The organism is Zoogloea sp. 1C4, from assembly GCF_009469605.1.
Classification (GTDB): Bacteria; Pseudomonadota; Gammaproteobacteria; order Burkholderiales; family Rhodocyclaceae; genus Zoogloea; species Zoogloea oryzae.
Window position 1 is genome coordinate 19,625 of sequence record NZ_SSXU01000020.1, and the last position, 13,190, is coordinate 32,814.

Genomic DNA, 13,190 nt, shown 5'->3' on the forward strand with positions numbered 1-13,190 from the left:
CATGTCCAAGCTAGAACTCAAGGCGGTTGCCCAGCGCTACGGCCAGCACACCGTCGTCAATGGCGTCGATTTTCGCCTGGAGCAGGGTAGCATCGCCTGCCTGCTGGGGCCGTCGGGTTGCGGCAAGACGACCTTGCTGCGCTGCATCGCCGGCTTTGAGGAGGTCTCCGGTGGCGAGATCCTGATCCACGACCAATCCATGAGCCGTGCCGGCTTCCGGGTGCCGCCCGAGCGCCGGCGGGTTGGCATGGTGTTCCAGGATTACGCGCTGTTTCCTCACCTCACCGTCGAGGACAACGTGGGCTTTGGCCTGCGCGGCGTGTCGGCGGCCGAGCGCGGGCAGCGGGTCGAATCGCTGCTCGCCACGGTGGGCCTGGCGGGTCAGGGGCGCAAGTTTCCCCACGAGCTTTCCGGCGGCCAGCAGCAGCGTGTCGCGCTGGCCCGGGCGCTGGCGCCTCGGCCCGAGCTGGTGCTGCTCGACGAACCGTTTTCAAACCTCGACGTGGATCTGCGCGAACGGCTGTCGGTCGAGGTGCGCGAGATCCTCAAGAGCGAGGGCATGACCGCGGTGCTGGTCACCCACGACCAGCACGAGGCCTTCGCGATGGCCGACGAGATCGGCGTGATGTACGAGGGGCGCATCCAGCAATGGGATACGCCCTACAACCTCTACCACCGGCCGGCCAACCGGTTCGTGGCCGATTTTGTCGGCAAGGGCGTGTTCGTGCCGGGCACCGTGCTCGACGCCAATCGGGTGAGGATCGAGCTGGGTGAGCTCAACTCTGGCGTGCCGGTGGAGTGCAGCGTGGGCTGTGCCGCCTGCGGCAAGGGCTGTGGCGTGGATGTGCTGCTGCGTCCCGACGACGTGATCCACGACGACGCCAGCCCGACCCGCGCCGAGGTGCGTCACAAGGCCTTTCGCGGCGCCGACATCCTATACACCCTGCGCCTGGCCAGCGGCACCGAGGTGCTGTCGCTGGTGCCGTCCCACCACAACCACGCCCTTGGCGAGGCGATCGGGGTGCGGCTGGAGGCCGACCACGTGATCGCCTTCCGGCACGGCGCCTGAGCGCTGCCGGTCAGAAGTCCGGCGGGCTTTCCAGTGTCAGTTGCGCCCCGCTCAACGGGTGGAGCAGGGCGAGACGCGTCGCGTGCAGGAGCAAGCGCGGCGCAGCCGTCCGGCTCGCCGCGTCGCCGTAAAGATCATCCCCCAGGATCGGATGGCCGATGGCCAGCAGATGCACCCGCAGCTGGTGGGATCGGCCGGTGTGGGGGGTGAGCGCCACCCGGCTGGTGTTACGCGCAGCGTCGCGGGCCAGCACCTCGAAGCCGGTGAGGGACGGCTTGCCCAGTTCGAAATCCACCTTCTGCCGCGGCCGGTTGGGCCAATCGGTGATGAGGGGCAGGTCGATCTCGCCGCTGTCTTCGGCGATCTGTCCGGCCACCACCGCCACGTAAAGTTTTTCCACCTGACGTTTCTGGAAGGCGATGCTGAGCGCCCGCTCCATCGCCGCGCCCCGGGCCAAAACGATGAGGCCCGACGTCGCCATGTCGAGGCGATGGACGATGCGCGCGTCGGGGAATTCCGCCTGAACCCGGCTGGCCAGGCTGTCCGCGTGGGCGGGGCCGCGGCCCGGCACCGACAGCAATCCGGAGGGCTTGTCGAGGACGATCAGGACCTCGTCCTGATGGACGATCTTCAGCGGTCCGGCAGGCGGCGCATAAACCGGCGGCGGCGGTAGCGACATGGGTGGAGCGGGGTGGCGACGGCGGGGGCCGCATTCTGGCACAGGGGCCGCCGCGTGTGGATAAGTCTGTGGATTGGCGCGGGAAAAGCGGTGGATCGAATGTGGGCAGCTATCAGCACCGGTGCCGAACGGGCGTTTTGTACCGGGAGTAAAAGATCAGCCCGAATTCCTTACTTTTCAGGCGGCTGAATCCAGCGTGGTGTTGCCAGCCCGCGCCTTCGGGCGATGGCGGACCAGCACATCCCGCAGCGCGCCCTGGCTGTAGGGCTTGGCGAGGAAGTCGTCCATCCCGCATTCCCGGGCGAGGGCGTGCTCGGACACGTTGCCGGTCATCGCGACGATGGCGGTGCGCTGGGGCAGCCGGCCGATCATTTCCAGTTCGCGGATGCGGCGGGTGGTGTCGTAGCCGTCGAGCACCGGCATCTGGCCGTCCATCAGGATCAGGTCGAAGGCGCGGCGTTCGAGCAGTTCGAGGACTTCGACCCCGTTGGCAGCGGTGGTGACTTCGCAGTGGAACTGCGCCAGCTGGGCGGTGGCGAGCACCTGGCTGAGGGCGTCGTCATCGGCCACGAGCACCCGCAGGCCGGCCAGCTGCGTGGCGCTCTCGCGGGTGTCGAGGGGGTGGGCCGGCGCGGAGGCGGGTTCGGCGGCGGCGCTTTGAACCGGCGCGCTGATCGTGAACCAGAAGTTCGACCCTTCGCCCGGCGTGCTCTCCACGCCGATCTCGCCGCCCATCAGATCCACCAGCTGCTGGCAGATCGCGAGGCCCAGCCCGGTGCCGCCAAAGCGCCGGGCGTAGGAGCTGTCGGCCTGGGTGAAGGGGGTGAACAGCCGCGGCAGCACGGCCGGCTCGATGCCGATGCCGCTATCGCGCACGCTGAAATGGAAGAACGACAGCGATGTGTCGTCGCCGCCATCCAGATACCGCTGATCGACGCTCAGTACGATCTCGCCGCTGCTGGTGAACTTGATGGCGTTGGCGATGAGGTTGCCCAGCACCTGGCGCAGGCGGATCGGGTCGATCTTGGCCGAGGCGGGCAGGTCGCCGGCGATCCGGCAGCGGATCATCAGGCCCTTGTCGGCCGCCTGAAACTGAAAGAAGGCGGCGATATCCTCGATGATCTCCCGCGGGTTGCACCACACCGCTTCCACGTCCATGCGGGCGGCTTCGAGTTTGGAGAAATCGAGGATGTCGTTGATCACCCGCATCAGGCTGTCGGCCGAGATGCGAATGTGGCGCAGGAGGTGCTGCTGCTCCTCGTCGAGCCGGGTGAAGGCGAGGAGATCAGCCATGCCGATGACGCCGTTCATCGGGTTGCGGATCTCGTGGCTCATGGTGGCGAGAAACATGGATTTGGCCCGGCTGGCTTCCTCGGCGGAATCCCGCGCCTCCAGCAACTGGGTGTGGCCGCTCTCGATCTGGTCGAGCATGGCGTTGAAACCATGCATCAGCGTGCCAATCTCATTGCATCCGACCGGCGCTGCGCGCACGCTGTAGTCACCGGTGTGGGTGACCTTGCCAATGTGGTGGGCGAAGTCCTCGATCGGCGCGGCGATCAGCCGCTGGAGACGGGCGGCCATCAGCCACGCGAGGAGCCCGGCAGCCACGAGGATGATCGCGGCGGTGGCGATCCGCTCGCGGATCAGGCGATTGAGGGGAGAGAGGTCGAAGTACGCCTCGATGGTGCCGAGATCGCGGTTGCCGGCGCGGATGGGCCGGGCGATCTCGAGGAAGGGCGCATCGGTCAGTGCCAGCAGCGGTTGGGCGCCAGCGTCCAGGGGCACATCGGGGCCGGGCTTGTCGGCATGGTGGCTGGCGATGGCGGAGAGGAAGTCGGCGTGGTTGGCCAGCGGGCTGCGGTAGCGGGCGAACTCGCCGCCGGCGGCATCGTGGATGGTGACGGCGATCACGTCCCGGTCGGCGCCCAGCACGGCCAGCATCTCGGCAGCCTCGGCCGGCGCGCCGCGCAGCAGGGCATCGCTGGTGTGCAGGCCGACGAGGCGCGTGAGCCGCTCGGCACTCTCGTGGCGCGCGTCGGCTGCGGCGTCCACTTCGCCCACGACGAGACACAGCAGCGCGACGATCAGCGCGAGCGAGGTCGTCACAAAGGCAATCAGCACCACCTGGTGCTTGATCGGAAGCTCATGGAGGCTGCGTCTGAGACGACTGAAGAACGGCGGCGAAGCGGTCGGCAAGATGGACGGACTTGGGCGGTGGAACGTTTGCGGGGGGGATTTCACAAAATGGGGAAATCCCAGTCTGCAGGCGGGATTGTAACGAGTGAACCTATAACTAAAGAAATAGATTTTTCGAACGAGACGATACAGATTTGGCACCCGTGCACACGCGTCCGTGTCGCTCGGATGCCGGATGCGCTCCCCTTACCCGGACGGCAAGCGTCGACGGTCACGCACCGAGATGCAGCGCCTCGATTCCCCATGCCGGTGCGGTGGCACCAAAGCGGTGCAGGACAGCCCCGAATAGGGGGACGAATTTTGGTTTTATCTCGACTTTTTTCTTGGCACGCTTCTAGCTACACAAAAAGTGGTATTTCCGCCTCACAACATGACAGGGCACAGAGATGGCCATCACAAAATTCTTCAATGAAATGACTGCGGACGACGGGAGCGTTCGTGAGCATTACGCGGCATACGCCAAGTGGCTCAGCGACACTCCGGCTGACCGAATCGCGCGTAAGCGTGCGGAGGCCGACTCCCTGTTCCATCGCTACGGCATCACCTTCGCGGTGTACGGTGAAGAATCCGGAACCGAGCGACTGATTCCCTTCGACATCATCCCGCGCATCATTCCCGCCCAGGAATGGAAGGGCCTCGAAGCCGGGATGCGCCAGCGGGTCAAGGCGCTCAACGCCTTCATCCACGACATCTACCACGACCAGGAAATCCTGAAGGCCGGGCGCATCCCCAAGGAGCAGGTGCTCAACAACGCCCAGTACCGCCCCGAAATGCAGGGCGTGGATGTGCCGTGCAACGTCTATGCGCACATCGCCGGGGTGGACGTGGTGCGAGCCGGCGCCGGTGAGTTCTACGTGCTGGAAGACAACCTGCGGGTGCCGTCGGGCGTGTCGTACATGCTCGAAGACCGCCGGATGATGATGCGGCTGTTCCCCGAGCTCTTCGCGAGCCACCGCATTGCGCCCGTCGAGCACTACCCGGACATGCTGCTGCACACCCTGCGCAGTGTGGCGCCCAAGGGCGTGGATGATCCGACTGTGGTCGTGATGACGCCGGGCGCCTACAACAGCGCCTACTTCGAGCACGCCTTCCTCGCCCAGCAGATGGGCGTCGAACTGGTCGAAGGCCAGGATCTGTTCGTCCGCGACGATCAGGTGTTCATGCGCACCACCCAGGGCCCGCGCCGGGTGGATGTGATCTACCGCCGCGTGGATGACGACTTCCTCGATCCCACCGCCTTCCGCAAGGATTCGATGATCGGTGTGCCGGGCCTGCTCAATGCCTACCGCGCCGGACGGGTGACGCTCTCCAACGCCATCGGCACCGGCGTGGCTGACGACAAGTCGATCTACCCCTATGTGCCCGAGATGATCCGCTTCTATCTCGGCGAGGAGCCGATCCTCAACAACGTGCCCACGTACATGTGCCGCAAGCCGGAAGACCTGGCCTACACCCTGGCCCATCTGCCCGAGCTGGTGGTCAAGGAAGTCCACGGCGCCGGCGGCTACGGCATGCTGGTCGGCCCGGCCTCCACCAAGGAGCAGATCGAGACCTTCCGCAAGTACCTCGTGGCCAACCCCGAGAAGTACATCGCCCAGCCCACGCTGGCCCTTTCGAATTGTCCGACCTTCGTCGAGAGTGGCGTTGCGCCCCGGCACCTGGATCTGCGTCCCTTCGTGCTCTCGGGCAGCGAGATGCGCCTGGTGCCGGGCGGGCTGACCCGCGTCGCACTGCGCGAAGGATCGCTGGTGGTGAATTCCTCGCAGGGCGGGGGCACCAAAGACACCTGGGTACTGGAGGCCTGACATGCTGAGCCGCACCGCCGACCATCTTTTCTGGATGGCACGCTACATGGAGCGCGCCGAGAACACCGCGCGCATCCTCGACGTAACCTACCGCCTGAGCCTCCTTCCCCAGAACGGGCAGGAAGTGGAAGCCATGTGGGCCGGGATGCTGAAGATCATGGAGCTGCAGGACACCTTCCATGCCAAGCATCCCGCCTTCACCACCGAGGCCGTGCTCGAGTTCATGATCTTCGACCGGGACAACCCCGGCAGCATCTACCGCTGCCTGCGGGCCACCCGCGAGAACGCCCACGCCGTGCGCGGCACGCTCACCTCCGAGCTGTGGGAGACGTCCAACGCCACCTGGCTGAAGATGCGTGACTTCTCCATGGCCAAGATGATGGAGACCGGCCCGGGCGCCTTCTTCGAGTGGGTGAAGTACCGCTCGCACCTGTCCCGCGGCGTCACCATCGGCACCATGCTGCAGGACGAAGCCCTGCGCTTCATCCGCCTGGGGACTTTCCTGGAGCGCGCCGACAACACCGCGCGCATCCTCGAGGTGAAGTACCTCAACCTGCTGCCCGGCTCCGAGAGCGACGTGGAGAGCACCGACTACTACCAGTGGAGCGCGCTGCTGCGCTCGGTGTCGGCCTTCGAGGTGTATCGCAAGGTCTATCGCGATCACATCACTCCGCTGCGGGTGGCCGAGCTGCTGATCCTGCGGGCCGACATGCCGCGCTCGCTGGCCCGCTGCATGAAGGAGGTGTATTCCAACCTTGGCCGCGTCGCCAACTCCCGTTCGGCCGAAACCGAACGCATGGCCGGCGAGCTTGAGGCGCACCTGCGCTTCGGCCGGATAGAGCGGATCTTCGAACTGGGGCTGCGCAACTACCTCGAGGAGTTCCGGGACAGCATCTTCGATCTGGGCTGCCGGATCTCCGATGACTTCCTGATCCCGGCGAGCGCCTGACACGGCGGCATCAGCGCCTTGAAAGCAGAACGCCCGATGGAGTCCATCGGGCGTTCTGCTTTACAAGCTTGGAACAGGCGGCTTTCAGCGATGCTTCCTGGCGGGCGCCGAAGGCTTTGCTGCGGCCTTGGGGGGCTCGGCGGACTTGCCAGCAGCAGCCTTGCCCGGCGCGGGCTTTGCAGGCGGCGCGGCCTTCTCGGGCTTGCCGCCTTTCTGGCGGGCGGCGGGCGCCGGCTCGGCCGCAACCGCGATCTTGCGCTCGATGACGATCTGCTTGCCGTTCTTGCCGCGCATGGTGGTCCGCTGGACCAGCGCCCGGGGTGGTGGCGGGGGAGGGGGCTCGACCGCGCCGGCCTGGGGCCGGTTGGGCATCAGGCTCGCCAGGCTGATCCGGTCGCCTTCGCTCTCGGACGGCACGATGAGCGTGTAGCCGGTGCCGATACGCGCCCGCGGCGACAAACCATTGACCTGGCGCAGGCGGCTGGCGGAAATACCCAGCCGGTCGGCCACGCCTTCGAGGCCTTCGCCTTCCTGCAGCTCGTAGGTCTTCCAGCTGGCGTTGGCCGGATCGTGCCGCTGCAGGTTGATCAGGAAGGCTTCGAGCTTCTCGGCGGGCACCACCAGCGACTGCGGGCCGGCCGTGGGCAGGATCGGCCGCTTGTAGCCAGGATTGAGGGCGAGGATCTCGTCGACCGGCGTTTCGGCCAGCCGCGCCGCGGTGGCAAGATCGAGCGGAACACGGCTCTCGACGGTGACGAAGTAGGGCCGGTTGGGGATCGCCGGCAGGGTGATGCCGAAGAGCTCCGGCTGGGCGATGATGTTCTTCAGCGCCTGCAGCTTGGGTACGTAGTAGCGGGTCTCGCCCGGCATGTTGAGGTACTGGTATTCCGCCGGCAGGCCGGCCGCCTTGTTCTTGGCCACCGCACGGCCGACGGCGCCTTCGCCCCAGTTGTACGAGGCGAGCGCCAGCTGCCAGTCGCCGTGCATCTCGTAGATGGTCTGGAGGTAATCGAGGGCGGCGTTGGTGGAGGCGATCACGTCGCGTCGTTCGTCCACCCACCAGTTCTGTTCGAGCCGGTAGCTCTTGCCGGTGGACGGGATGAACTGCCACAGGCCCGAGGCCTGGGCCGACGACAGCGCCATCGGATTGAACGCGCTCTCGACCATCGGCAGCAGCGCAAGCTCGGTGGGCATACCGCGCCGCTCGAGCTCTTCGACGATGTAGTAGAGGTAACGCTGACCGCGGGTGAAGATCTGGCGCAGGGCGCCCGGGCGGTTGATGTAGTAGATCTGCCGGTCGGTGACGAGATCGGTGTTCAGATCCGGCATCGAGAAGCCGCGGCGGATGCGCTCCCAGAGGTCGTCGGTCTCGACGGTGAGATCGACGGTGGGAACCCGGACGTGCTGCTCCCGGATCTCGAAAACCTTCGGAGGCTGGGCGCTGTCGTCCTCGAAAAGAGGGATCGAGCTGACAAAACGCGGCGCAAATCCGTCCGCCTCCTGAGCCAGCAAGGGGGTGGCACCCAGGAGCGACAGGAATAGCGCGATAACTCTCGGAAACATCAGGCTTTGTCGCGCGGAACCAAAGGGCGGATTTTAGCTGCCCGCGGCAGCCAGGGTCAAACCGGCAAAGCCGCGCGAATCACATCACACCCGATACAAAGAGGCTTCGACGGATGTCGGGAATCCGTTAAAGTACGCCCTTGGCTGCGTGGCAGCCGCCGAGCCATCCAATTTCAACGGCCTTACGAATCAATTTCCCGGGAATCCAGTGAAAGCGCTACTGATCGAGGACACGCTGACAAGTGCGACGCTGGTGTCTCATCAGTTACGCAAGATGGGGATTGAACCCATCCTGGCCCGGGATGGCGAGCGGGGCATCGAACTCTTCAAGGCCGAACGGCCCGATCTGATCCTGCTCGACATCATCATGCCGGGGATGGACGGTTTCGAGGTCGCGCGGCGCATCCGCCAGCTCGAACAGGCCGGCGAATGGACGCCGATCATCTTTCTCACCGCCCGCACCAGCGATGCCGACCTCGAAAAGGGCATCAGCGTCGGCGGTGACGACTACCTCATCAAACCGGTGTCCGAGACGGTGCTCGCCGCCAAGGTGAAAGCCATGCAGCGGATCGCCCAGATGCGTTATTCGCTGCTGGTGCTGACCCGCAAGCTCGACGACGCCAACCAGGAACTCACCCGGCTGTCGTCCCTCGACGGGCTCACCGGCATCTCGAACCGTCGCCAGTTCGACGAGATCCTGCTGCGCGAATGGCGCCGCTCGGGCCGTCAGGCCAAGCCCCTGTCGATCCTGCTGTGCGACGTCGATCACTTCAAGCAGTTCAACGACGGCTACGGCCACCAGGTGGGGGACGAATGCCTGAAGGCGGTGGCGCGCACGCTGCAATCGGCCCTGCGTCGCCCGGCCGACCTTGTGTCGCGCTACGGCGGCGAGGAGTTTGCCGCGATCCTGCCCGACACCGATCTGCCCGGCGCGCTGCGGGTGGCCGAGGTCATGCGCAGCGCCGTCGAAGGCCTGCGCATCACCCACCGTTTCACGCCCAACGGCGTGGTGACGGTTAGCATTGGCGTGGCGTCGATGGTTCCCCCGCGGGGCGAGGCCGACTCGGCCGGTCTGCTCAAGCGTGCCGACGACGCGCTCTACGGGGCCAAGCAGTCCGGGCGCAACCGCATCTCGGCGACGCCCATCGAATCGGTGGCCTGAGTCAGGCGACCATCAGAAGCGGTTTTTCCACTCGCGGATCGCCGCGAACACATCGACCGGCGCCTTGAGCGCATGCCCGGCCTGCACCTGGGCCTGCGCAATGACTTCAGGATCAGCGCTGCGCAGGAACGGATTGGTCAGAAGCTCGCCCTCAAGCGGAAACGGCACCGTCGGCGTACCGGCCGCGCGCAGGGCCTGGCTGCTGACGATGCGTTCGGTGATGGCCGCATTGGACGGCTCGACCGCGGCCGCAAAAGCCAGATTCGACAGGGTGTACTCGTGGGTGCAATAGACCTGTGTGTCGCCGGGCAGGGCGGCCAGCTTGCCGAGGGAATCGTACATCTGGGCCGGCGTGCCTTCGAACAAGCGGCCGCAACCGGCTGCAAACAGCGTGTCGCCGCAGAACAGGGCGCCTTCGCCGTAGTAGCCCACATGACCGGCGGTATGGCCGGGCAGATCGAGCACGCGGAATTCGGCGCCGAGTTCGGGCAGCAACACCTCGTCGTCCTGGCTCACCGGATGGGTGATGCCGGCGATGTCTTCCATCGCGGGGCCGAAGACCGGCACCGGATGCGCATCGAGGATCGCCTCGATGCCGCCCACGTGATCGGGGTGGTGATGGGTGACGAGAATCGCCACGAGGGTCAGGCCCTCGTCGGCAAGATGGCGGAGAACCGGCGCGGCATCGCCCGGATCGACCACGGCGGCGTGGCGACCACTGCGAAGCAGCCAGATATAGTTATCGCTGAACGCGGGAAGAGGGATAATCTGCATCCGGCGATTGTACCCCGTCGTCGGGCGTTCCTTATTCCTGCACTGCCCAATGAGAGATTCCGAATCCTTCCCCGGCCTCCACGCGTGGCTCGACACCCCGCTGGGGCGCTACGTGATGGCGTGGGAAGCAGCGCGCTTCGACGCGCAGGTGGCGGACATCTTCGGCTACAACGCGGTCCAGCTCGGCGTGCCCGAGTTCGACTTCCTGCGGGCCAATCGGATGCCTTTCCGCTTCCGGGCCGGGGCCGGCAACGTGGGCGTCGAGACCGATTACGCGGCGCTGCCGTTTGCGGCAAACAGCCTCGATCTCGTGGTGCTGCCCCATGTGCTCGAATTCGCCGCCAACCCCCACCAGGTGCTGCGCGAAGTGGAGAGGGTGCTGGTGCCGGAAGGGCATGTGGTGATCGCCGGTTTCAACCCGGTGAGCCTGTTCGGCATCAAGCGGATGCTCGCCGGCAAGACTGGCTGCTACCCGTGGCGCGGGCAGTATCTTTCGCTCCGGCGACTGAAGGACTGGCTGGCGCTCCTCAGCTTTGAAACCGGCAGCCAGGCCTCGGGCTGCTTCCTGCCGGCTGTCGAGCAGCCCCAATGGCTGGAACGCCTGCGCGGCCTCGACTGGGCCGGTGACCGCTGGTGGCCGATCGGTGGCGGCGTGTATGTGATTCACGCCATCAAGCGGGTGCAGGGCATCCGGCTCATCATGCCCAAGTGGGATCGAAAGGCGGGCGCGCGGGCGCTTGCGCCGCTGGTCCAGAAAGCCGGCGGCCAACCGGGATCGCCCGGCATGCGGCTGGATGTCGGCGACGACACGCCGCGGCCCTGACGCGCCCCCCCCCCAACAACACGCAACGAGAGAATCAGTGGAAGAAATCGACATCTATACCGACGGGGCCTGCTCGGGCAACCCGGGGCCCGGCGGCTGGGGCGCGATCCTGCGCGCCGGCCCCCACGAAAAGGAACTGTGGGGCGGCGAGCCCGCCACCACCAACAACCGGATGGAGCTGCTGGCGGTGATCCGCGCGCTGGAGATGCTCAAGCGCCCGGTCGCGGCGCGGGTGCATACCGACTCCCAGTACGTGCAGAAGGGCATTTCCGAGTGGATTCACGGTTGGAAGGCCCGCGGCTGGAAGACCGCCTCGAAGGAGCCCGTCAAGAACGCCGACCTGTGGCGCGCGCTGGACGAGGCCGCGTCACGCCATCAGATCAAATGGCTGTGGGTCAAGGGCCACGCCGGTCATGCCGAGAACGAGCGCGCCGACGCGCTGGCCCGACGGGGCGTGGAGGCCGTGCGCAAGGCCGGCCGAGTTGTGGAATCAGAGGACATCAAGGCATGAGACAGATCGTACTGGATACGGAAACCACCGGCCTCGACTGGAAGAGCGGCGACCGGGTGATCGAAATCGGCTGCGTCGAGCTGCTCGACCGCAAGCTCACCGGGCGCCACTACCACGTGTACATCAACCCGCAGCGGAACATCGACGCCGGGGCGATGGCGGTGCACGGGATCACCAACGAGTTCCTGACTGACAAGCCGGTGTTCAAGGACATCGTGTCGGAGTTCGAGGCCTTCGTGGATGGCGCCGAGCTGGTGATCCACAACGCGACCTTCGACGTGGGCTTCCTCAACTACGAGCTTGGCCTGCTCGGCCGTCCGCTGCTCACCGCGATCTGCCCGAGCGTGATCGACACGCTCAAGCTCGCCAAGGAGCAGAACCCCGGCAAGAAGGCGTCGCTGAACGCCCTGTGCTCGCTCTACGAGATCGACAACACCCACCGCGCCCTGCACGGGGCGCTGCTCGATGCCGAGCTGCTGGCCGACGTCTACCTGGCGATGACCCGCGGCCAGGAGAGCCTCATCATGATGCTCGACGAGCCCGCGCCCCAGCAGGACGACGCTGACACCGGCGGCGGTCTCCTCGAACGCGTGCCTCTGCGTGTGCTGCGGGCCACCAACGAAGAGCTCGCCGGCCACGACAAGGTGCTGGCCGAGATCGCCAAGGCCAACAAGGGCCACTGCCTGTGGATTCCGCCGGAGCCTGTCGAGCAGGCCGCTCCGGCTGCCTGACGGATCGACAAAACAAAAGGGCGACCCGTGGGTCGCCCTTTTTGCGCAGAACAGAACCGGGCTTACTGGCCGAGCGGTTCGGCGTTGCCCAGCGCGGTGGTGTTGAAGCCACCGTCCACGTACATGATCTCGCCGGTCATGCCGCTGGCGAGGTCGGAACACAGGAAGGCAGCGGCGTTGCCGACTTCCTCGATCGTAACGTTGCGACGCAGCGGGGCATTGTGCTCGTTGAACGAGAGCAGCTTGCCGAAACTGCCGATGCCGGACGCCGCGAGGGTCTTGATCGGGCCGGCGGAGATGGCATTGACGCGGGTGCCTTCGGGGCCGAGGGTGACCGCCATGTAGCGCACCGAGGCTTCGAGGCTGGCCTTGGCCATGCCCATGATGTTGTAGTTCGGCATGGTGCGCACCGCGCCCAGGTAGGACAGGGTGAGCAGCGAGCCGTTGCGGCCCTTCATCATCGGACGCGCGGCCTTGGCCAGCGCCGGGAAGCTGTAGGCGCTGACTTCCTGGGAGATGCGGAAGGCCTCGCGGGAGAGGCCGTCGAGGAAGTCGCCTTCAAGGGCTTCGCTGGGCGCGAAGGCGATGGAGTGCACCAGGCCGTCGAGGTAATCCCACTTCTGGCCGAGCTGCTCGAAGAGCCTGGCGATTTCCTCGTCGTTCTGGACGTCGCACGCGAACACCATCGAGCTTCCGAATTCGGCCGCCATTTTGGTGACGCGTTCCTGGAAGCGTTCGTTCTGGAAGGTAAAGGCAAGTTCGGCGCCTTCGCGGTGCATCGCCTTGGCGATCCCGTAGGAGATCGAGCGATTGGACAGCAGCCCGGTGATGAGAATGCGCTTGCCGGCAAGAAAGCCCATGTAAGGTGTCTCCTGTGAATAACCGCACAATTATAACGGATGCTCCCGGAGCGTGTGCTGCCGCTAAT

12 protein-coding genes are annotated in these 13,190 nt (G+C 66.0%); 7 read left to right on the forward strand and 5 right to left on the reverse strand.

The annotated features are described in order from the left end of the window. Window position 1 precedes the first annotated feature (1 nt). Window positions 2-1,069 (forward strand): ABC transporter ATP-binding protein, encoded by a 1,068-nt coding sequence (locus tag GH681_RS18485; RefSeq protein ID WP_153163017.1) that lies wholly within the window; start codon window positions 2-4, stop codon window positions 1,067-1,069. A gap of 10 nt (window positions 1,070-1,079) precedes the next feature. On the opposite strand, the gene GH681_RS18490 is transcribed toward GH681_RS18485, so the two are convergent. Further along, window positions 1,080-1,748, reverse strand: coding sequence for a pseudouridine synthase (locus GH681_RS18490; RefSeq protein ID WP_153163018.1), 669 nt, complete (start codon window positions 1,746-1,748; stop codon window positions 1,080-1,082). Window positions 1,749-1,925: 177 nt separating this feature from the next. Then, complete coding sequence (locus GH681_RS18495) at window positions 1,926-3,869, reverse strand: ATP-binding protein (RefSeq protein ID WP_153163019.1); 1,944 nt, start codon at window positions 3,867-3,869, stop codon at window positions 1,926-1,928. Window positions 3,870-4,330: 461 nt separating this feature from the next. On the opposite strand from GH681_RS18495, the gene GH681_RS18500 reads away from it, so the two are divergent. Together GH681_RS18500 and GH681_RS18505 are read left to right on the forward strand one after the other, a co-directional pair. Then, complete coding sequence (locus tag GH681_RS18500; RefSeq protein WP_153163020.1) at window positions 4,331-5,749, forward strand: circularly permuted type 2 ATP-grasp protein; 1,419 nt, start codon at window positions 4,331-4,333, stop codon at window positions 5,747-5,749. Window position 5,750: 1 nt separating this feature from the next. Beyond that, window positions 5,751-6,698, forward strand: a complete 948-nt coding sequence (locus GH681_RS18505) for an alpha-E domain-containing protein (protein WP_153163021.1) — start codon at window positions 5,751-5,753, stop codon at window positions 6,696-6,698. A gap of 84 nt (window positions 6,699-6,782) precedes the next feature. On the opposite strand, the gene GH681_RS18510 is transcribed toward GH681_RS18505, so the two are convergent. After that, window positions 6,783-8,261: a transglycosylase SLT domain-containing protein gene (locus GH681_RS18510; protein WP_153163022.1), complete on the reverse strand. Its 1,479-nt coding sequence runs from the start codon at window positions 8,259-8,261 to the stop codon at window positions 6,783-6,785. A 208-nt stretch (window positions 8,262-8,469) separates the two neighbouring features. On the opposite strand from GH681_RS18510, the gene GH681_RS18515 reads away from it, so the two are divergent. Next, window positions 8,470-9,423 carry a diguanylate cyclase gene (locus GH681_RS18515; RefSeq protein ID WP_153163023.1) on the forward strand — a complete coding sequence of 318 codons (954 nt, stop codon included), beginning with the start codon at window positions 8,470-8,472 and terminating at the stop codon, window positions 9,421-9,423. 12 nt (window positions 9,424-9,435) lie between these two features. On the opposite strand, the gene gloB is transcribed toward GH681_RS18515, so the two are convergent. Then, window positions 9,436-10,197: a hydroxyacylglutathione hydrolase gene (gene gloB / locus GH681_RS18520; protein WP_153163024.1), complete on the reverse strand. Its 762-nt coding sequence runs from the start codon at window positions 10,195-10,197 to the stop codon at window positions 9,436-9,438. Window positions 10,198-10,246: 49 nt separating this feature from the next. Here gloB and GH681_RS18525 point away from each other — a divergent pair, with 49 nt between their 5' ends. From GH681_RS18525 to dnaQ, 3 genes are read left to right on the forward strand one after another with little or no spacing between them, the layout of a single operon-like run. Next, a complete protein-coding gene (locus GH681_RS18525; protein ID WP_153163025.1) occupies window positions 10,247-11,020 on the forward strand; it encodes a class I SAM-dependent methyltransferase in 774 nt (257 codons plus the stop codon). 37 nt (window positions 11,021-11,057) lie between these two features. Then, entirely contained in the window at window positions 11,058-11,531 is a 474-nt protein-coding gene (rnhA, locus tag GH681_RS18530; protein ID WP_153163026.1) for a ribonuclease HI, read from the forward strand. Next, window positions 11,528-12,262: a DNA polymerase III subunit epsilon gene (gene dnaQ, locus GH681_RS18535; protein ID WP_153163027.1), complete on the forward strand. Its 735-nt coding sequence runs from the start codon at window positions 11,528-11,530 to the stop codon at window positions 12,260-12,262. The genes rnhA and dnaQ overlap by 4 nt, the downstream gene beginning before the upstream one ends. Before the next feature lie 62 nt (window positions 12,263-12,324). On the opposite strand, the gene fabI is transcribed toward dnaQ, so the two are convergent. Then, on the reverse strand, window positions 12,325-13,122 hold the full coding sequence (fabI, locus tag GH681_RS18540) for an enoyl-ACP reductase FabI (protein WP_153163028.1): 798 nt from the start codon (window positions 13,120-13,122) through the stop codon (window positions 12,325-12,327). Window positions 13,123-13,190 lie beyond the last annotated feature (68 nt).

Excerpts from the sequence above, each read along its gene's own strand:
- GH681_RS18485 (WP_153163017.1), top strand. The coding sequence starts at position 2 with ATGTCCAAGCTAGAACTCAAGGCGGTTGCCCAGCGCTACGGCCAGCAC.
- GH681_RS18490 (WP_153163018.1), bottom strand. The coding sequence starts at position 1,748 with ATGTCGCTACCGCCGCCGCCGGTTTATGCGCCGCCTGCCGGACCGCTG.
- GH681_RS18500 (WP_153163020.1), top strand. The coding sequence starts at position 4,331 with ATGGCCATCACAAAATTCTTCAATGAAATGACTGCGGACGACGGGAGC.
- GH681_RS18505 (WP_153163021.1), top strand. The coding sequence starts at position 5,751 with ATGCTGAGCCGCACCGCCGACCATCTTTTCTGGATGGCACGCTACATG.
- GH681_RS18510 (WP_153163022.1), bottom strand. The coding sequence starts at position 8,261 with ATGTTTCCGAGAGTTATCGCGCTATTCCTGTCGCTCCTGGGTGCCACC.
- gloB (WP_153163024.1), bottom strand. The coding sequence starts at position 10,197 with ATGCAGATTATCCCTCTTCCCGCGTTCAGCGATAACTATATCTGGCTG.
- GH681_RS18525 (WP_153163025.1), top strand. The coding sequence starts at position 10,247 with ATGAGAGATTCCGAATCCTTCCCCGGCCTCCACGCGTGGCTCGACACC.
- dnaQ (WP_153163027.1), top strand. The coding sequence starts at position 11,528 with ATGAGACAGATCGTACTGGATACGGAAACCACCGGCCTCGACTGGAAG.
- fabI (WP_153163028.1), bottom strand. The coding sequence starts at position 13,122 with ATGGGCTTTCTTGCCGGCAAGCGCATTCTCATCACCGGGCTGCTGTCC.